Annotated in this window: 17 protein-coding genes; 6 read left to right on the forward strand and 11 right to left on the reverse strand. The window is 67.2% G+C overall.

The annotated features are described in order from the left end of the window. Positions 1-46: 46 nt before the first annotated feature. From WG922_RS09500 to WG922_RS09520, 5 genes are all read left to right on the forward strand, one after another. Positions 47-1,642 carry an L-lactate permease gene (locus WG922_RS09500; protein ID WP_340282298.1) on the forward strand — a complete coding sequence of 532 codons (1,596 nt, stop codon included), beginning with the start codon at positions 47-49 and terminating at the stop codon, positions 1,640-1,642. Between the two features lie 36 nt (positions 1,643-1,678). After that, positions 1,679-1,864, forward strand: coding sequence for a DUF2933 domain-containing protein (locus tag WG922_RS09505; RefSeq protein ID WP_340282299.1), 186 nt, complete (start codon positions 1,679-1,681; stop codon positions 1,862-1,864). A gap of 17 nt (positions 1,865-1,881) precedes the next feature. Continuing rightward, a complete protein-coding gene (locus WG922_RS09510) occupies positions 1,882-2,136 on the forward strand; it encodes a DUF5676 family membrane protein (RefSeq protein ID WP_340282300.1) in 255 nt (84 codons plus the stop codon). A 13-nt stretch (positions 2,137-2,149) separates the two neighbouring features. Next, positions 2,150-4,450, forward strand: a complete 2,301-nt coding sequence (locus WG922_RS09515; RefSeq protein WP_340282301.1) for a heavy metal translocating P-type ATPase — start codon at positions 2,150-2,152, stop codon at positions 4,448-4,450. 80 nt (positions 4,451-4,530) lie between these two features. Continuing rightward, a complete protein-coding gene (locus WG922_RS09520) occupies positions 4,531-5,094 on the forward strand; it encodes a hypothetical protein (protein ID WP_340282302.1) in 564 nt (187 codons plus the stop codon). A gap of 81 nt (positions 5,095-5,175) precedes the next feature. Here the strand turns inward: WG922_RS09520 and WG922_RS09525 are convergent, their stop codons facing one another. The 8 genes from WG922_RS09525 to WG922_RS09560 all read right to left on the reverse strand — a co-directional run bounded on the left by WG922_RS09525 (position 5,176) and on the right by WG922_RS09560 (position 14,254). Then, positions 5,176-5,628 (reverse strand): universal stress protein, encoded by a 453-nt coding sequence (locus tag WG922_RS09525; RefSeq protein WP_340282303.1) that lies wholly within the window; start codon positions 5,626-5,628, stop codon positions 5,176-5,178. A gap of 87 nt (positions 5,629-5,715) precedes the next feature. Beyond that, positions 5,716-6,369 carry a DUF6629 family protein gene (locus WG922_RS09530; RefSeq protein WP_340282630.1) on the reverse strand — a complete coding sequence of 218 codons (654 nt, stop codon included), beginning with the start codon at positions 6,367-6,369 and terminating at the stop codon, positions 5,716-5,718. Positions 6,370-6,373: 4 nt separating this feature from the next. Next, positions 6,374-7,711, reverse strand: a complete 1,338-nt coding sequence (locus WG922_RS09535; RefSeq protein ID WP_340282304.1) for a cyclopropane-fatty-acyl-phospholipid synthase family protein — start codon at positions 7,709-7,711, stop codon at positions 6,374-6,376. Then, complete coding sequence (locus tag WG922_RS09540) at positions 7,708-8,205, reverse strand: hypothetical protein (RefSeq protein WP_340282305.1); 498 nt, start codon at positions 8,203-8,205, stop codon at positions 7,708-7,710. The genes WG922_RS09535 and WG922_RS09540 overlap by 4 nt, the downstream gene beginning before the upstream one ends. Before the next feature lie 125 nt (positions 8,206-8,330). Beyond that, on the reverse strand, positions 8,331-9,491 hold the full coding sequence (locus WG922_RS09545) for a hypothetical protein (protein ID WP_340282307.1): 1,161 nt from the start codon (positions 9,489-9,491) through the stop codon (positions 8,331-8,333). Continuing rightward, positions 9,484-11,985 (reverse strand): ABC transporter permease, encoded by a 2,502-nt coding sequence (locus tag WG922_RS09550; RefSeq protein WP_340282308.1) that lies wholly within the window; start codon positions 11,983-11,985, stop codon positions 9,484-9,486. The genes WG922_RS09545 and WG922_RS09550 overlap by 8 nt, the downstream gene beginning before the upstream one ends. Beyond that, positions 11,982-12,680, reverse strand: a complete 699-nt coding sequence (locus tag WG922_RS09555; RefSeq protein ID WP_340282309.1) for an ABC transporter ATP-binding protein — start codon at positions 12,678-12,680, stop codon at positions 11,982-11,984. Before WG922_RS09555 ends, WG922_RS09550 begins: the two co-directional genes overlap by 4 nt. After that, positions 12,677-14,254: an ABC1 kinase family protein gene (locus WG922_RS09560; protein ID WP_340282310.1), complete on the reverse strand. Its 1,578-nt coding sequence runs from the start codon at positions 14,252-14,254 to the stop codon at positions 12,677-12,679. The genes WG922_RS09555 and WG922_RS09560 overlap by 4 nt, the downstream gene beginning before the upstream one ends. Between WG922_RS09560 and WG922_RS09565 the strand changes: the two genes are divergently transcribed. After that, positions 14,249-15,628: an MgtC/SapB family protein gene (locus tag WG922_RS09565; RefSeq protein WP_340282311.1), complete on the forward strand. Its 1,380-nt coding sequence runs from the start codon at positions 14,249-14,251 to the stop codon at positions 15,626-15,628. The genes WG922_RS09560 and WG922_RS09565 overlap by 6 nt on opposite strands. Here WG922_RS09565 and WG922_RS09570 read toward each other — a convergent pair. From WG922_RS09570 to WG922_RS09580, 3 genes are read right to left on the reverse strand one after another with little or no spacing between them, the layout of a single operon-like run. Then, complete coding sequence (locus WG922_RS09570) at positions 15,612-16,511, reverse strand: ribose-phosphate pyrophosphokinase (RefSeq protein ID WP_340282312.1); 900 nt, start codon at positions 16,509-16,511, stop codon at positions 15,612-15,614. The two genes, WG922_RS09565 and WG922_RS09570, sit on opposite strands and share 17 nt — an antisense overlap. Continuing rightward, positions 16,508-18,034: a thymidine phosphorylase family protein gene (locus tag WG922_RS09575; protein WP_340282314.1), complete on the reverse strand. Its 1,527-nt coding sequence runs from the start codon at positions 18,032-18,034 to the stop codon at positions 16,508-16,510. The genes WG922_RS09570 and WG922_RS09575 overlap by 4 nt, the downstream gene beginning before the upstream one ends. Further along, positions 18,031-19,389, reverse strand: a complete 1,359-nt coding sequence (locus tag WG922_RS09580) for an MBL fold metallo-hydrolase (RefSeq protein ID WP_340282315.1) — start codon at positions 19,387-19,389, stop codon at positions 18,031-18,033. The genes WG922_RS09575 and WG922_RS09580 overlap by 4 nt, the downstream gene beginning before the upstream one ends. Between the last annotated feature and the right edge of the window lie 9 nt (positions 19,390-19,398).

Below are 19,398 nucleotides of genomic sequence, written 5' to 3' on the forward strand. Positions count from 1 at the left end.
CGTACATCCCTGGGGCTGGCGCCATGAGCTTGAGGCCAGGCGCCAGATGAGCGGTCTGCTCCTCGCTGCGCTTGCGCCCCTCGCTGCGGCGCTCGTCTTGCTGGTGGTACTGCGCCTGCCGGCCGCCCAGGCAATGGCGCTCAGCCTGGTCATGACGGCGGCAGTCAGCCTGTTCGTCTGGCGCGTGCCGCCGCGCCACGTGCTCGCCGCCGCCCTCGAGGGGATCGGCATCGCGTTGTCCATCCTCTGGATCGTGGCCGGCGCGATCGTCCTGCTCAAGGTGCTGACCGAAAGCGGCGCCTTGGCCACGATGCGTCAGGGCTTCGTGCGTATCTCGCCCGACCTGCGCGTTCAGGTCATCCTCATCGCATGGCTCTTCGGGGCTTTCCTGGAGGGGGCGGCTGGCTTCGGCACGCCGGCGGCCATCACCGCGCCCCTGCTCGTCACACTCGGCGTAGCGCCCATGGGCGCCGTGGTCCTGGCGCTGATTGCCGGCAGCAGTCCGGTGTCATTCGGGGCCGTCGGCACGCCGGTGCTGGTCGGGCTGGCGCAGGGCCTCGGCGCGACGCGCGCTTCCGCCGATTTCCTGCAGGCCATCGCGGTGCAGGCAGTCGCGATCGATGTGCTGGTAGGCACGTCGGTCCCCCTGGCCATGGTGCTCCTGCTGACCCGGTTCTTCCACCCGGCGCGCAGCTGGCGTGCCGGCATGGCGCTGTGGCGCTTCGCGCTCGTCGCCGGGCTGAGTTTCACCTTGCCAGCACTCGCCGTCGCGGCACTCCTGGGCCCGGAGTTTCCTTCCCTGCTGGGGGCCCTGGCTGGACTCGCAGTCGTCGTTCCATTGGCACGCAGGCGCAGGCTGTTGCCGACCCGGACGCTTGCCGTCGCCGGCGCCCCGCCCGGCAGCCCGCCCGGCAGTGCCGCTTCCCTGTCGCTGGCGCGTGCCTGGACACCGTACCTCCTGCTCGCTGCAATGCTGGTCTTCACGCGCGTCGACGCTTTTCCCTGGAAGGCATGGCTGCAGTCGCCGACGATCCGCTGGCCGGACATCCTGGGCACGGGCATCGGCTTTGCGGTGGCGCCGCTGTACCTTTCCGGAACGCTGTTTCTCCTGGTTGCGCTGTTCACCCTGCCGCTGCAGCGGGTGAGCCTCGCGCGCGCCGGCGCAGCGTTGCGCGCCTCGGCGCCCGTGGTGGCTGGCAGTGCGCTCGCGCTTGGTGCCGCAGTGCCGATGGTGCGCATCTTCATCCACAGCGGCGTGAACGAGGCGGAGCTTGCCAGCATGCCGCTGACGCTCGCGCGGGCGGCGGCCGATGCGGTGGGCCCGGGCTGGCCGCTGGTGGCTCCCTTCGTCGGCGCCTTCGGCGCCTTCCTCGCGGGCAGCGCAACCTTCAGCAACATGATGTTCGCCGAGCTGCAGGCGAGCGCGGCGCAGCGGGCGGGCCTGCCCGAGGTGCCGGTGCTGGCCGCGCAGATGCTGGGCGCCAACGCAGGCAACATGATCTCGGTGCTCAACGTCGTCGCGGCCGCGGCCGTGGTGGGCCTGCTGCGGCAGGAGGGAGCGATCGTCCGCCATACGCTGGCGCCGATGATTTGCTACTGCTTGGCGGCCGGCGCCATCGCCATGGCGCTTGCAGCCGGCTGAGAACGAATACGCGAATTCTTCAAAAGGAGAACGACGATGGACTGGCTTTCAGAAAACTGGGTGTTTCTACTCGTGGTGATCGCCATGGCGGCGATGCACCTCTTCGGACACGGGGGACACGGCGGACACGGCGGACACGGCGGCAGGCCCCCTCGGGATCCTGGCAACGAACGCAAGAGTCGGCGTGACGAAGCAGAATCCCGCAATGGCCACCGCCACTAAAGCTGAAGGATTTGTGCATGAACATCAAGACCGTCACCTGGTCGCTCGCATTGACGACCGCCCTGCTCTACCTCCTTTGCATCGCCTACGGGCTCACGAACCCGTCCAGCGGGCACATGCGAGAGTTCCTTGCGATCACGCTTCCCGGTTTCGAGTGGCTTACTCCTCAGGGGCTCTTGGTAGGGCTGGTCAAGAGCTTCCTCTACGGAGGGCTCATTGGACTGGTCTACGCGCCCGTCTACAACGTGCTGGCACGTCGCTTCGGGAGTTGAGATGAAGAGCGAGATGAAGAGCGCTACGTTCGAGGTCAAGGGCCTCTTCGAGGAGCTCGACCACCTGGGAGTCGAGAAGCGCGTAGGTGCACTGCCGGGAGTGCACCATGCGCACGCCAACCCCGCCTCCGCCAGCGTGACGGTGCACTACGACGCCGGCGCGATCACAGAGTCTATGCTGCGTGACGCGGTCCGCGATTGCGGCTACCACTGTCGCGGTGAGATGCAGCCTGACCATCTGTGCCCGGTTGCTCAACCCGATCCGCACGCAGCGCATGCGAAGCACGCGGCGCAGCCGGGGGCGATGGACGAGATGGCGCACGACATGGGGCATGGCGCCGGCATGGACATGGCGGGCATGGTGCGCGACATGCGCAACCGGTTCATCGTCTGCCTTGCGTTCACGATCCCGCTGTTCCTGTGGATGCCCATGGGCCTGCCGCTGCCCACCCCACCCGTGCCTTTCGGGCTGCGGATGGATCAATGGTTGTTCATCCTGGCCAGCGGGGCCGTGGTGTGGCCCTCGTGGCCGTTCTTCGTCGCGGCCTGGCGGGCATTGAGGAACGGCATCCTCAACATGGCCGTGCTGGTGGTGCTTTCCGTCGGCACCGGCTATGCCTTCAGCGTGGCCTCGACATTCTTCTTCGGCGGGACGGTGCAGTTCTACGAGGCCGTGTCGGTGCTGCTCGTCTTCATCCTCCTGGGTCACTGGCTCGAAATGCGTGCCCGCGCGGGCGCGAACGATGCGATCCGCGCGCTACTGGACCTCGCACCGCCGATGGCGCGCGTACTGCGCGATGGTCAGGAGGTGCAGATTCCGACGGCCGAGGTTCGCGCGGGAGAAGTCGTCATCGTGCGGCCCGGCGACCGCATCCCCGTCGACGGGGTGGTGACGGAGGGAGAGACGCAAGTCGACGAGTCGATGCTCACCGGCGAGTCCATGCCCGTGAAGAAGGCTCCCGGCTCCCTAGTGGCTGGCGCCACCATCAACAAGAGCGGTGCGTTCCGTTTTAACGCCACCAAGGTCGGCGCCGATACCGCGCTGGCCCAGATCGTCAAGCTGGTGCAGGAGGCCCAGAACTCCAAGGCGCCGGCGCAACTGCTCGCCGACCGGGCCTCGCAGTGGCTGGTGCTGGTGGCCATCGCCATCGGTGTCGCCACCTTCGTCGCCTGGTATTGGGTGATCGGCCAGACGCTGCTCCTGGCGGTCACATTGACGATCACTGTGTTCGTGATTGCCTGCCCGGATGCACTCGGGCTCGCGACTCCGATGGCCATCATGATCGGAACCGGGCGCGGCGCGAACAACGGCATCCTCATCAAGAACGCCTCGGCCCTGGAGAACGCGACGCGGCTCGATGTGGTGATCTTCGACAAGACCGGCACGTTGACGCTCGGCAAACCCGAGGTGATCGAGGTGATCGCCGCGCCCGGGCACGGCGAGGATGAAGTGGTCGCATTGGCTGCGGGCATGGAACAGCACTCGGAGCACCCGCTCGCCCACGCCATCCTCGAGAAGGCCAAGCAGGGACAGCTCACGGCCATGCCGGCCGAAGCCTTCACCAACATCGACGGCATGGGAGCGCGCGCGACTTCCGCCGGCGTGCGAGCCCTGATCGGCAACCGCCGGCTGATGGACTCTGAAGGCGTCAACCTGGCTGGCCTGGAGGGCGAGGCCGAGCGGCTTGCCGGGGGCGGTCGCACCGTGGTGCACGTGGCACGCGGCGGCAGGCTGTGGGGGCTGATCGCCATCGCCGATGCGCCGCGGCCGACGTCGGCGGCAGCGGTCAAGGCACTGCGCGAGCGCGGCGTGGAAGTGGCAATGCTCACCGGCGACAACCGCGCCACCGCCGAGCGCATCGGTGGCGAGCTGGGCGTCACCACCATCCTGGCTGAAGTCCTCCCGGGGCAGAAGGCGGAGCAGGTCAAGGCGCTGCAGGCCCAAGGCAAGAAGGTCGGCATGGTGGGCGACGGCATCAACGATGCGCCCGCGCTGACCCAGGCCGACGTGGGCTTCGCCATCGGTGCCGGCACCGATGTCGCGATGGAAAGCGCCGACGTCGTGCTGATGAGAAGCGATCCGTTCGGGGTCGTGGCGGCCGTGGGTCTGTCGCGCTCCACCCTCCGAAAGATGCACCAGAACCTGTGGTGGGCGGTGGGCTACAACGTGGTCGCTTTTCCGTTTGCCGCGGGCGTGTTCTATCCGGTCACCATCAGCCCGGAGATGGCAGCCTTGGCCATGTCGGGCAGCTCGCTGATCGTGGCGGCAAACGCATTGCTGCTCAAGCGCGCACGCATCGACGGACTCAGGTGAGACGCGGCCGCGGCGCCTCAGGTCGCCGCATACTGCCCCATCATTGCGTTGGCCTCGTGCTCGAGGCTATGGAACTCTAGGTGGATCGGGTGGGGGCGGCTGCCAGCCCCCACCAGGAAGGCCATCGCGCCCCGCTTGATCTGACGCAAGCGGGCATCCGTGCAGCGTTCTATGCTGGCCTGGATCAAGTTTCCGTCAGGACCAAGTGCCAAGACCGAGCCTTCCCTCGTACAGTGCATCTCTGTCGCGCCATCGCCGCAGCAGCTATCGTTGTCGCCGCGGCGACCTGGGTACAAGGAGCCGTCGCGCAAGCTGCGCCCCAAGCGCAGACCTCGGAAGCCGCAGGGGTAAAGATCACCGTCACGCCGCGCGTGCCAGCGGGGACCAACTGGACCTTCACCGTCGTGATGGACACCCATACTGGCGACCTGCAGGATGATCTGCGCGAGGCTGCGGTGCTCGTCGTGGACGGCACCGAACTCCGGCCAGTCCAGTGGACCGCGCCATCGGGCGGCCACCATCGCGAAGGGGAACTTTCGTTCAGCGTGCCCGGTGCGCAGCGAGGCCCCATCGAGCTGCGCATCTCGCGGCCCGGTGAGCCGCAACCCCGCGTCTTCCACTGGGACGGCACGAGCTTCCAATAAGGTGTCCCCTGACGCGGGCGACCGCCTCGGCCATCATGCAGCGCTCGCCGATGCATCCGTGCGCCTGGATGCGGGCGCTGATCAGGTCGCAGGCTGCATCGGGGTCGAGCGCACCGCGAGGACCGGCACCGGCGCCAGCCGGATTATCTGTTCGGCGCCACTGCCCAGGAGCACACGGCCCACGCCTCGGCGTCCGTGGGTTCCAACGACCACCAGGTCGGCGGACCAGGCCCGCGCATCGTCGGCAACAACATCGCCCAGGCGCAGGTCCAGGCCTTCCAGCAGGGCCGTTTCGGCGGGCACATCCGCAGCCCTGGCGAGTTCCAGTGCCCGGGCCAGGTCTGCGTTGGCACCGGCGCGCGCAGTCTCCAGGACTTCCACCGTGTAGTCGTAGGGCGTCACGAAGCGGAGTTCATCCAGCGAATGGATGATTCGTAGCCGCCCGCCCGACTCTCGCGCGAGCTGGATCGCGCTATCCAGGGCTTTCCGGGAGGTGTCGCTGCCGTCGAAGGGAACGAGGATCCGCTTGTACATGGTGCTCTCCATTAAAGAAAGGGGGCCGCCGTTGTCGAAAATACCCTCAGCGCGGGGCGGTACTTCGCGTGGTCGCCGGCGGCCGGCTCATGGCACACGGAAGACCCCCGCTGCGGAACGGCGCGGCATCAATTGCAGCAGGACAGAAATGCTCAGGACCGCGGCGAAGAAGCACCACACCGAGATGAACCAGCGCGCGAACAAGGCGTACGCCACGACAGCCGAGCCGAGCGCCAAGGCCCCGAAAAAGCGCACCCGCGGGTGCGTGGACAGCAGCAGGCTCACAGTCGTTGCAAGCAGGTACAGCGTCATCGAAAGCGCGACGTAGAAGTGAGGCGAGTCGTATTCAACGTGCCCTCCGGTCGGCCGCGCCACGATGGGATAGGCGACCATGCTGTACAGGAGGTAGGCGCCGATCGCCAGCCCCGCGGCGCAAACGGCCGCAAGCAGGCGCCTGCGCGGGGGATCCGTCTCGAGCAGCCACGCCGCTACCGGAACGTACACCGGCCAAAGCACGTGCGAGAAGAACGAGTAGAGCTGCGTGGCCCAGCCATTGATCCCCGAGGTGGCTTCACCGAACGAAATCCAGACGACGCCTTCGGTGAGTTGCTGGATGGCGAACAACAAGGGAATCGCCGCGTAGAACCTTTCGGCGGGAGCGCGGGCCAGCTTCTGGGCCGCGACCCCGGCAACGAGGAGAAGACCGCCAGCCGTGAAGCTCGCAGTCGCCGAAAAGCACATGTATCTAGCCCCTTTGGTTCCAGGCGCGCGACCGGTAGATGTCTGCACGCGTCAACGGGACGGGCCAGGCCCCACCCTCGCGCTTTGATGCGAGTATCTGGTAGATGCCCGTCCCTCCTGCCTCGAACTCTACGGCACATGCGGCCATGTAGAGCCTCCAAACGCGGAAGGTTGCCTCTCCGACCATTGCGATCGCCTCGTCACTGCGTTGCTCCAGCCGCTGGACCCAGTGACGCAGGGTGAGTGCGTAGTGCGGACGCAGCCCCTCCACGTCATGGATCTCGAAGCCGCCCCGCTCCATGCCCCGTTGGATGTTGCTCACCAAGTCCAGCTCGCCATCCGGAAAGACATAGCGGTTGATGAACTCGGTGGCGACGGTCTTGCTCCAACCTTCCTCATCGTGCGTGATCCCGTGGTTGAGGAACAGGCCGCTCGGAACGAGGACGCGGCGAACGGTTTCGTAGTACGCCGGCAGGTTCTTCAGCCCCACGTGCTCGAACATCCCGACGCTCGCCACCTTGTCGAAGGTGGCGTGACCCGGCAGGTCCCGATAGTCCAGCAGTTCCACGGTCACCTGCCCCTGCAGACCCTCCGCGCGAATGCGTTCCCTGGCGTATTCCAGCTGGCGTGCACTTAGCGTGATCCCGTGCGCCCGCACCCCGTATTCGCGCGCTGCCCAACAAACCAGCGCGCCCCAGCCGCAGCCGATGTCGAGGAACCGCTCGCCCGGACGCAGGCGCAGCTTCCGGCAGATGTGATCGAGCTTGTTGCGCTGCGCCGTATCAAGGCTGTCGTTCCCGCGTTTGAAGTAGGCGCAGGAGTAGACGCGCTCTTCGTCCAGCCACAGGCCATAGAAATCGTTCGAGACGTCGTAGTGGAAGGAGATGGCGTCCCGGTCACTTTCTTTCGAGTGCCGGTGCGAAAAGCGCCGGGCGATGCGGGAAGCCACCGAAGTGCTCGGCTTCACGTGCCGGGAACCTGCCGGCAGGCGCAGCGCTTCCCGTAGCAAGGCAAGCTTGTCACGCCATGTGAGGGAGATCGACTCGAGATGATTCCTCAGCGCCAACGCGCGATACAGGTCTCCTTCCACATCCAGCAAACCACGGAAGTAGGCGTCTGCCAACTGCAGCGGGTTGCGGTCCATCACCAGGCGACGCAACAGAGCGGGGTCCCGCACGACGAGCACGAACGGGGGTTCAGGGTGCGCGCTGTGGACCGCATCGTTCCACAGTCGTACTGCCGGCGTGCGCTCCATGCCCCGCAGCAGCCGCGCCATGATCCGCAAGGCAGACTCGGCATGCGGATCTTTCGCCCGGTGGCCGGGATGCATGAAGGCGCTCATCGCGCCGGCCCTGCTGGGACGAGCTGCGACTGCGCCTGGAAGTCGAATTGGATTTCCTGCGGCCGCTGTTGAAGTTGCACGTAGACGCGGAACCGGTAGGGACCGCCATAGACCGTCCCGAAGACCTGGCCGAAGGAGGCTTGCCCGTTCACCGGCATGGGCACAAGGTACTTGGCCGGCGCGTCGACGATCCCCGGCTCGCTCAGCTGGGCGCGCACCACCGCATTGTCGATGCGCGCACCGGACCGCGCATCGAACAGGGCGATCACGAGGTGGTTCAACCTTCCGCCACCCGGCGGGCGGCCGCCGTGGAGATCCTCTTGCGCGTGCGGTTGTGACACCAGCGCGGACGGAACCAGTCCCCAATAAAGCACGACCCCCTCGCGTTCCATGCGTTCCTGCGCACCCGCGGCAACAGCCGCAACAGCAAGCGCCGCAAAGACGAGCCCGTACCGGACCATCCTGCCGAAAGATCGAGTGCTAGATGCAGTCATCGCGTCCTCCCGTGTCGGGCAAAGACTAGGACGCCAACCTTCTCCTCGAATGATCCATGTCAACTCGCCACTACCCCGGCTCCTCGGATAACAGATTTGTCATCCAATCGCCAGAAATCACGCGATCAGAAAAACCATTGCGCATAGGCGAACCATAGGTGCTTGCGGCTGCCGAACTCGGAGCGCGCCCCGCCGGCATGCAGCTGAGCGCCAATCGCCAAGTCCAGGTTCTCGCGCAAGGAGTAGGTCAGGCGAGGCGACAGGTAGATGCTGCTGTCGTCGACGTTCAACACGAGCCAGTTCGCTGACTTCCAGAGCGGGGTCAACTCGTAACCGGCGTACAGCCCAAGGTAGCGCGTCGCCAGCGTCTGCCGGCGGCCCGCGGCCAAGCCGGCAACATCGTAGGTGGCTGCGGAGCGGCTGCCCGAACCGTCGTAGTAGAACTCAGCCGTCAGGGTCAGCGTGTTCGCGAAGGCATAGTCCCAACCCAGCATGAGCCGCTGATGCGTGGCGCTTCCCTGCGGGCGCCCCATCGCCCATTCCGCGCGAACACCCGCTCCACGGACTTCCGTGGAGATGTCGGCGCCGAGCAGGCCGCCGCCGTCAAAACGGCCGCCGACCAGTGAGTAGTCGGCCCCGCTCGCGTTGCCGTGCCATTGGGCGAGCACGTGGGCCGAGCTTGTGCGTGTCGGGGCATATGCCAGCGACCAGCGCGAGACCGCGGAGCGCTTCTGCTCCAGGAGAAGCGCATCCACTCCCTCGCGCTCGCCGGGATCCAGGGTCACGGGCGAAAACGGGTTCAGCACATCCAGGGGACTCCAGAAGCGGCCGTTTCCCCAGGCGATACGCTGCCGGCCGGCGCGCAGGTCCGTCTCCCCGCGCGAGAAGGTCAGGTTCGCGCGCCGGATCCGGTGTTGCGCGACATAGTTTCCTCCCGACGCATACACGTCCTCCAGATGCCAATAGGTCCGGCGTGGCAGGGCCTCTTCGAGCCGGTACTGCGGCGTGCTCAGGTAATCGCCGGCAAGCACCTCGTTGTCGTACTGGAAGTCGACTCGCAGCGCGCGGTTCACCTGCCCTCTCCACTCCAGCCGCAGGCGGCTCGCATCCAGCGTGTAGTCACGGACCGGGCCGACGCTGGTTTCCGAGGAAGTCAGCATGTTGCGCAAGGAGCCGGAAAACTCTACCGCCCCTTGTTGCCCCTGTGTTGCAGGGGCGTCCGCGCCTTGCGCCCATGCCGCAGCGCCGCCTGCCAGGCACAGCCAAAGGGCGATCCGATCAAGCATGGCGAATCGCCGCGGTGGGCTGCAGCCGCGCTGCGCGCCAGGCGGGGTACAGGGCAGCGGCCACGCTGAGCCCCAGCAGCACGAGCGAAGGGCTGATCAGGTTCAGGGGAACGAAGGCGGGATAGATCACGCCGGTCAACCCGGGAATGCTTTGCAGCCCTTTCGCGTAGAAGGAGACGTCCAGTCCCGCGATCGCCAGGTACTGCACGACCGGAATGCCGATGGTCCACCCCGCCAGGATGCCGGCCAGCGCCAGCACCAGCGCTTCGCACATGACAAGCGCGACGATGGCGCGCGGCCGGGTGCCTAAGGCCATCATGATGCCCAGCTCGCGCGTGCGCTCCATGACCGACATGAGCATGGTGTTCATCACGCCAATGGCCACCACGCCGAGGACGATCCCGGTGATCAGCCGCAGCACCACGCGCAGGTAGGCGATCATTTGGTCCACTTCGGGGAGCAGTTCCCGCCAGCTCACGAGTACAGGGCCGGGTGGCAGCAGTGACGCGAGACGCGCCTGGGCCGCAGCCAGGTCGTCCGGATCGCGAAGTCGCACCGCGATCGTTGACAGCCTTGCGGGCATGCCCAACAAGGACTGCGCGGCAGGCAGCGACACATAGCCAAGCAGCGCATCGAAGGAGTCGCTTCCCGTGTCGAACAGACCGGCCAGCCGGTACGCGGCGGACCCCACGGAACCATCCGCCGCCTGCGCCATGATCACGACCTTGTCGCCCAGGCGCAGGCCGAGCTTTTCTGCCAGCCGGTAGCCGAGGACGATTTCCCGGTCGGATCGCAGCATGCTTCCGGTCTTGATGGCGCGGTGCATGAAGGTCACCTCGCGCTCGGCGGCCGGGTCGATGCCCACAAGCGTGAAGTTCTGAGACTGGCCGGCACTGGTCGCAAGCGCCATCGTCTGCACGCGCGGCGCCGCCGCGAGCACTTCCGGAGCATTGCGCAGCGTGGAGAGCAACGCGTTCGTGCCGGATAGGGAGTTCGCCACGTCCATCTCGACGCGAAAGCGGGGATGCTGTAGCTGCAGATGTCCGGTGACGTAGCCGGTGGAGTTCTCCACCATCTGCCTCAGGTAGCCGTCCGCGATGCCGGTGACGAAAACGAAAGCGGCCACGCCGATCGCGCTGGCCGCGACCGTCAAGGCCGTGCGATGCGGATTGCGTCCCAAACCCCGCCCCGCGATCCGCGCCAGCAGCGGCAGCCGGCTGCTCCACCGGCTGGCCGCGCGCACTTGCCGGCGGCGCCCGCTGCGTTCCGGCGGCAGGCCTCGAATGGCCGCCACGGGAGCCAGCCGGGCCGCGCGCCATGCGGGGTACACCGAGGCAACGACGGCGATCAGGAGCACGAGCAGGGACACCAGCAGCGCCCGATCCAGCCGCGGCAGCGGGTAGATCAAGGAAGTCAGCCCCTGCATGGTTTGCATCGCCTGCACATAGCGCCCGAAGTTCATGCCGGTGCGGGCGTAGTAGAGGACGATCGCGCCGCCGACAAGCGCGCCCACCGCCAGCCCGACCAGCCCCAGGATCAGTGCCTCGTAGAACACCAACCGCGTGACCTGCGCGCGGGTGGTGCCCAGCGCCATCATCACGCCAAACTCGCGGGTACGCTCCAGCACGGCCATGAGCACCGTGTTCGTGATGCCAACGGCAACCACGGTGAAGAGGACCAGCAGCAGGATGTAGCCCATGACCTCGTGGAAGGCGACCGACTGCACGACCGCGGGCAGCAGCCTGGCCCATCCAAGCACTTCGTATTCCGCTCCCAGGCTGGCTTGCTGGCGCGCCTGGAGGGCATCCACCTGCCCCCGCTCGCGCAGGCGGGCGACGATCGTGGTGACGCCGTCTCCCGTCGCGTAGAGCTCCTGGGCAGCCGGCAGGGAGAGCAGCACGTAAGCGCCGTCCAGCATGTCCATGCGCGTGCGGAAGATTCCCTTCACGCGATAGCGCCCCGCCCCAACTGAGCCGTCCGCAGCCTGCGTCACCAGAACGACCTCGGATCCTACAGTGGCCCCAAGCGCCTCCGCGATGCGGGCTCCGAGGACAACAGCCCCGTCATCCGCCGAACCGAGGAATGCCCCCTGCGCCACCGTCTCGGACAGCGTCGTCACAGCGCGCTCAGCCTGCGCGTCGATGCCGATCACGAGCACGGCACGCGACTTGTCGCCCACGCTTGCCAGCGCACCGCCTTCGAGCCTCGTGCTGACCGCCGCGACCTCGGACGATGCGCGCAGCGCGTCGCCCACCCTGGACGGCTCGGACAGCACCAGGTCCAGCGTCTGCTCGTCGTGATAGCCACTGCGATGCACCTGCAGGTGGCCTGACAGCAGCCGCGTGGAATTGTCGATCATCTGCTCGTTCACACCGTCAATGAACGACCAGAGGAAAAGGAGGGCCGCCATACCCACGGCAATGGCGGCTACGGTGATCGCACTGCGCCGGGCATTGCGCAGGATGTTGCGGGCGGCCAGCCGCAGGAAGGTCACGGCGTTTCCTGCGCGACGATGCGGCCGTCCCGCATGCGGATGATCCGTCGGGCCCGCTGCATGACCATGGGATCGTGCGTCGAGAAGACGAAAGTGATCCCCTTCCGCTCGTTGAGCGTTCGCATCAGGTCCAGCAGCGCGCCGCCCGCCGCCGAATCGAGGTTGGCGGTCGGCTCGTCGGGCAGCACGATCAGGGGCTCCGAGACGATGGCCCGGGCCACCGCTACGCGCTGCTGCTGGCCGCCGGAGAGCTCGGCCGGTCGACGGTGCTCCATGCCCTCGAGGCCCAGGTCACGCAGGAGCGCCAACGCGCGGCGTTGACGCTCGTCTTGCGGGACGCCCTGCAGCAGCATCACGTATTCGACGTTCTCCAGCGCCGACAGCACGGGAATGAGGTTGTATTCCTGGAAGACGAATCCGATGCGGCGCAGGCGCACGTCGGCCAACTTGGCAGCGGACAACCCGGTGAGCTCGACGTCGCCGATCCACACGCGGCCGCTGGTCGGCCGGTCGAGCCCGCCAATGATGTTCAGGAGCGTGGTCTTGCCCGATCCGGAGGGTCCCACCAGCGCGGCGAACTCGCCCCTGCGGATTTCCAGGTCCACCTGGTCCAGGGCATGCACCTCGATGCCGCCATGGCGGTAGACGCGACTGACCTTCTCGAGCCGCACGACGATGTCGTCATCGGTTGTCATGCACGCTCCTTTGCCAGGCAGAGATGGACCATCCATGCTCCCAGGGCGAAGCCGGCAGCGGGAAGAAGGGGGACTCCGAAGGCTTCAGGCCCCACGCGCGCGATCAGCAGCCACGTGGAGGCGGCAAACAGGCCGACGGCGATGATGGCGCTGCCGAGCCGGCGGGCGAGCGTTTCCAGGCCGTGGCGAGCCGGTGGCTGCGAGCCCCGGAATTCCCAGGTCTGGAGCGCGGCACGGGCTTCGTGCACCAGCCGCCCCAGGCTGCGCGGCGCCTGCCTGGCGAACAGGAGTCCTTCGAAACGCAAGCGATCGAGCTCCGGCACGGCCGAGCCCTGCTCGGCCTGCTGCAGCACCGCCCCTGCCCGGGCAAAGAGGCCTTCCAGCAGGTTGAACTCGGGATCCAGCTTGCGCACGGTGCTCTCCATCAGAAACACCGCGCGCATGAGCACCAGCAGGTGGTGGGGCACACGGATGTTGCGCCCGTGCCCGAGCCGGCTGACGCGCAGGAAGGCTTCCCCGAACGACCAATCGCGCAGCGGCCTGCGCGCGTAATCCTGGATCACGTCCGACAGGCCGAGGCGCAGTTCGCCGCGATCGATCTCGCCGGCCATCATTCCGAGGTCCAGGAAGGCATCGAGCAGCCAGTCCGCGTCCTGTTGTGCGAAGGCAAGCATGAAGGCCACCAGGTTCAGACGCGTGCCACGGTCCAGGAAGCCGATGAGCCCAAAGTCGTGCAGGCAGATGCGCCCGTCCGGCAGCACGAACAGGTTGCCGGGGTGCGGGTCGCCATGGAAGACACCCACTTCGAAAAACTGCTTGAGGTAGGCCTCCACCAGGCAGGTGGCGAGCCGCGGCCCGTCTGCGCGGAACTGCGCATCGTCGATGCGGCGCCCCATGCTCATCTCCTGCACGATCACCCAGTCGGTGTACATGCCATCGACTACTGCGGGCACGTAGATCGCTTCCGAATCGCGGAAGATCTCGCCGAAGCGCTCGATGTTCAGGGCTTCCTCGCGGAAGTCGATCTCCTTATGCAGGTTGCGCGAGAGTTCGTCGACCAGTTCGAACGGCCGGAGCCGACGGGCCTTGGGCAACAGCCAGAGCATGGAGTGCAGGAACCAGCGCAGCACGCGGATGTCCTCCTCCACCATCCGCCGGATTCCGGGTCGGCGGACTTTCACGATCACAGGTCGGCCGTCGGGCATGCGCGCCCGATGCACCTGCGCCATCGACCCGGCGGCAAAAGGCTCCGATTCGAAGGCAGCAAAAACCTGTTCCAGGAGCGCGCCGAAGGACCGCTCCACCTCCTGCCGCGACAAGGCTGGGTCGAAAGGCTCCACATGGTCCTGCAGCCGCTCCAGCTGCAGGGCATACGCATCCGACAGGAGTTCCCGGTGCAGGCTCAAGCCCTGGCCCAGCTTGACGAAGGTGGTACCGAGGCCCTCCAGCAAGCGCGCGAGCCGCTGCGGCGCAGGGACCTGCGGCTTGAGCAGCCCCAGGCGGACCAGCAGCAGCCACGCCAAGTGGCCCCAGAGCGCCAGGTTGATCTTCAGCAGGCGTGACCAGATGTGCATGGCGTGATGATGCTAGGCCGGGCCGCGGTCTCCCACTTGCGGCAACTCAAGCGCACTGCGCGTCCGCAAAGCGAGAATTGCCCTTTTCGCAAGGGAAGGGTGGACGTGGACGGCATGAACCTCGCGCAAGGGGCCCAGGCGCTGGGCAGTGCGCTGGCCGTCGGCCTGCTCGTGGGGCTCGAACGGGGGTGGCGGGACCGGGAACTGCCGGAGGGCGGACGCGTTGCGGGCCTGCGAACCTTTGCGCTCATCGGCCTCGCAGGAGGATTGCTCGCACTCGTTCCCGCGCCCTCCGGGCTGCTGCTGGCCGCAGGCGCCCTGGGCGTGGTCCTGCTCTTCGCCGTTGCATTCCGCCGCGCATCGCAAGCCACGGGGACCCTCAGCATCACGAGCGCCGTTGCCGGCCTGGCCACCTATGGGCTCGGAGCCCTGGCAGCAACCGGCCACGCGATCCTGGCGGTGGGCACCGCCGTCATCGTCGCGCTGCTGCTGGACCTCAAGCCACTCTTGCACCGGTGGCTGCGCCTGATCCAGCCCGCGGAGCTGAACGCGCTCCTGCAACTGGGTGTCCTCACCGCAGTGGTGTTGCCGCTGCTGCCGGACGCCGGCTACGGCCCTTACCGGGCGCTCAACCCGTTCAAGCTCTGGATGGCGGTGATCCTGATCGCCGGCCTGTCGTTGCTTGGACATGTGGCAGCGCGCCTCAAGGGGGAGCAACAGGGGCTCCTCTGGACCGGGCTGCTCGGCGGCCTCGCGTCGTCCACCGCGGCGACCCTCGCACTGGCCAGGACGGCGCGTGCACAACCAGACTTGCGGGCCGCCGCTGCGGCGGCGATCGTCGCGGCCTGTGGGGTCATGTTCCTGCGAATGGCAATCGTGGCTACGGTCCTCCAGCCATCCCTGGCAGGCGGGATGGGGGTGTTCCTGGTGCTGCTCGCCGCCGCCGGGTTCCTCTTCGCTGCCTGGCAATGGCGCCGGCGGCCCGCCGCCGGCACCGCCAGCGTGCCGGCGAGGGATCGCCTGTTCGACCTTCCGGTGGCGCTCGGCTTCGGACTGGTCCTGGCGGTGGTCGCCGTGCTGGTCCGCGCGGCACGCGATGCCCTCGGGACGGCCGGCATCTACGGGGTGGCGTTCGTTTCGGGACTGGCGGACGTGGATGCGATTCTCGTGTCCAGCGTACAGATGCTTGCGCAAGGCGAGCTGTCGGCCTGGACGACCGCCGTGGCCATCCTGCTCGCGGCGTCGGCCAACATGGTCTCCAAGGCGGCCATCGCGTGGAGCATCGCCGGCCGCGGGGTCGGCGTTCGCGTGGCCGGGGGGTTTCTTTTCATCTCCGCGGCCGGACTGGCGGCCGCGGCTATCCAAGCGCGCTGACTACCCGTGCCCGGACAGCCTCGGCAACTTCGCCCATCACGTCGATGCCATTGCTTTCGTGCGGCAACGTGTTGCAGGTGACCACCGCGGCGGCACCGGCCTCACGCAGTGCCCGCATGGCATCCGGCGCAAAGACCGCGTGCACGCCGATGCAGACAGGCGCGCGCCCGAACACGGACCGCACGTTCCGCACCGCCACTGCCATCGTGCGCGCACTGGAGATGATGTCGTCGATCAGCACGGGCGCCCGGCCCGAGTACGCCCGGGCTTCGGGCACGCTGATCTCTACGCTGCGATCTCCGAGCCTGCGCTTGCTCAGAACGATGAAAGGACAGCCCACCCTCCCGGCAACGTCGCTCGCCCATTGCTCGCTTTCCGAGTCCGGTCCGACGATGACAGGCTCCGGCACGTTGGTTGCCACCCAGCGCGCGATGGCCGGCGCGCTGGCGACGTTCTCGGCCGGAATCGCGTAGACCTCCGAAAGCGAAGCCAGGCGATGCAGGTGAGGATCCACCGTCACGAGCCAGTCGAACGCCTGCGACAGGAACCGCGCGAACGTGCCCGAAGTCACCGCCTCGCCGGGCTGGAAGCGCTTGTCCTGCCGCATGTACGGAAGATAGGGAGCGACCAGTCCGACCTGCCGGGCGCCAAGATCCCGGGCGGTCTGCGCCAGGTACCACAGGCGAAGCGCCTGCGGATCGGGATCACGCAGCGATGCGACGACGACTACGTCCCGACCCGCCAGATCATCATGCAGGCGCAGGTACGACTCGCCATCCGGGAAGCGGCGCGCCTCGACACGCCCGATCGGCGCGGCCAGGTGCGCAGCGAGATCGGCCGCGGCCTGTTCGGCTCCAGGCGCCGGCACCAGCAGGATGCTCATGGGGTCTCTCCGATCGTGAACAGCGGCTGGTCCACGGCATACGTCCGCGCGTATTCCATCTCGCCCATGGTTGCGGCATGCATGTGCAGCAGCGGCTGCCCGCGCTCGACCCGCTGTCCAAGCTTCACCTCCACCGTGATGCCCGCCGCTGGCGAGGCGGGCGCACCACACAACTTGGCGACCATCGCCAACTTGCGGTTGTCCAAGTCCGTGACGGTACCTGTTGCGTCTGCGACCAACGCCAAGACGTGGGGCGCGGCTGGCGGCTCGCGCATGCCGCCTTGCGCTTCGCAGATCGCCACGAACTGCGACCAGGCGCGCCCACTGTCCAGTGCCTGCTGCGCCAGGGCATACCCCGCGCCCTCCGCCGCCTTGCCACCCAGTTCGAGCAGGTGCCCCGCCAGCAACAGCCCGCGCTCGCGCAGGTCCACGGGGGCGCGAGCGTCGCGCTGCAACACGGCTACCACGTCGCGCGCCTCGAGTGCGGGGCCGATCCCGCGCCCGACCGGCTGACTGCCGTCCGTCTGCAGGATGCGCAACTGCAAACCGATCGCCCCGCCCACATGCTGCAGCAAGGCCCCGAGTTCTTCAGCCGCCTCCCGAGACCGGACCTTCGCCGTGGGCCCCACCGGAATGTCGATCAGCACCCTTGCGGACCCCGCCGCCGCCTTCTTGGACAGGACGGACGCGACCAACTGCGAGGTGCCGTCCAGATCGAGAGGACGCTGGACTCGGATCAGCACATCGTCCGCCGGGCTGAGCTGCACGGCGCCTCCCCAGACGATGCACCCTCCGACCTTCTCGACCACGCGACGCATGGTCTGCAGGTCGAGATTCACCGGCGCCAGGGTTTCCATGGTGTCGGCCGTGCCCGCCGGCGAGGTGATCGCCCGCGAGGAGGTCTTCGGCATTGACAGTCCACACGCGGTGACGATGGAGACCACCAACGGGGTGGTTCGGTTGCCGGGCAAACCTCCGACGCAGTGCTTGTCCACGATGGGCGAGAACGGCCAGGAGAGCCGCTCTCCGACGTCGATCATCGACCGAGTCAATGCGACGGTTTCTTCCCCCGACATCCTGCCCCCGGCGCAAGCTGTCACGAAGGACGCAAGGTGGAGGTCGGACAGGCGCGCACTTGCGACGTCCTGCATGATGGTTCGCAGCTTTCCGTAATCCAGCGGCGTACCGTAGACCTTGCTGCGGATGTGGCGCTCGGATTCGAGCACGGGAGGATGACGAATGGCGAGCATCTCGCCGCCCTTTAGCGCTAGAGCGAGCCAAGCCGCCTCGGACAGCGCCGCTTCCCCATCACCCAGCCAGTCCGCCAGAACGTGATGCAGGGTGGCAATCACGGTCCGGCCGTTGCAGCTGATTTCCACCCGCGCCTGGGCCTCGAACCCTTCGGAGCGGCACACCTCGCAGTCGGACCGCATATAGACCACCGGCGCCTGGTACGTGTGAATTCCCGCGCGTCGTGCAATGAGTCCGGCGGCGCCTTGGAACATGGCTGCGAGTGCGTTCATCCGAGCTCCACGGCCTGCATCTGCTCGGGCACCGCGCAGGGCCACCGGTGCCGCTCCTCGATGGCCAGGCGCAGGCTGTCGGCCGCCACTGGCTCACCGTGGGTGAGAAACACCTGCTTGGGTGCCTTGGGCAACTGGCCGATCCACGACAACAACTCCTCTCGGTCTGCATGGGCGGACAGGGACCCGAGGCTCACGACCTGGGCGCGGACGGGCACGTACTCTCCATGGATCTTGATCTGCTTGGCCGCGCCCGCGAGCGCCGCGCCGCGCGTTCCGGCAGCTTGGTAGCCGGCCAGCACGATGGTGTTGCGATGGTCAGGCGCCATAGCCTTGAGATGGTGCACCACCCGGCCGCCCGTGGCCATGCCGCTGGCGGAGATGATCACGGCGGGGAAACGAAGCTCATTCAGCTTGCGGGACTCCTCCACCGAGTTAATCACCTTTGCCGAGGTGCACATCATGCGGCACTGATCTGGAGTCAGCCGGTGCTGTGCACGGTGCTTGTGATAGATCTCGGTGGTGTCCGCCGCCATGGGGCTGTTCAGGAAGACCGGGAGGTCGGGAATGCGTCCCTGCTGCTTGAGGGTGGCAATGACGTACATCAGCGACTGTGCGCGGCCGACGGCAAATGCGGGCACCACGACGACTCCGCCGCGCGCTGCCGTTCGATTGATCACCTCCGCGAACGCTGTGGCGGGATCCTCCTGTTCATGGAGTCGATCTCCGTAGGTCGACTCCATGACGACGTAGTCGGCTGCCGCGGGTGCCTCCGGCGGGCGCATCAGGATGTCCTCGTTTCGACCGAGATCGCCCGAGAACAGCAGCGAACCGCCGTCCCAGCGCACGTGGACGCTGGCCGCGCCCAGGATGTGCCCTGCAAGGGAGAATCGAACGTGCACCCCCGGAACCGGCTCGAACTCTTCGTTGAGAGCCTGCGGCCGGAACAGCTTCAGCGTCTTGCGCGCATCCTGCTCGGTGTAGAGCGGCAGTGCCGGCTGGTGCTTGGAAAACCCGTGGCGGTTCGCGTAGAACGCATCCTCCTCCTGCAGATGTCCAGAGTCCGGGAGCATCAACCCACACAAGTCGCGCGTCGCCTCCGTGCAGAAGACGGGACCGCAGAATCCCTGTCGGGCCAGAGCGGGCAGGTAGCCGCTGTGATCGATGTGGGCATGGGTCAGGACGACGGCGTCGATCTTGTCCGCGTGCAGCGGGAAGGGCTCCCAGTTGCGCAGGCGCAGCTGCTTCAGCCCCTGGAACAGACCGCAATCCACCAGCACGCGCTTGCCGTCGTGCTCCAGGAGGTACTTCGACCCCGTCACGGTGCCCGCAGCACCGCAAAAAGTAAGGCGCATTCTCTTTCT

The organism is Ramlibacter sp. AN1015, assembly GCF_037726105.1.
Taxonomy (GTDB): domain Bacteria; phylum Pseudomonadota; class Gammaproteobacteria; order Burkholderiales; family Burkholderiaceae_C; genus Ramlibacter.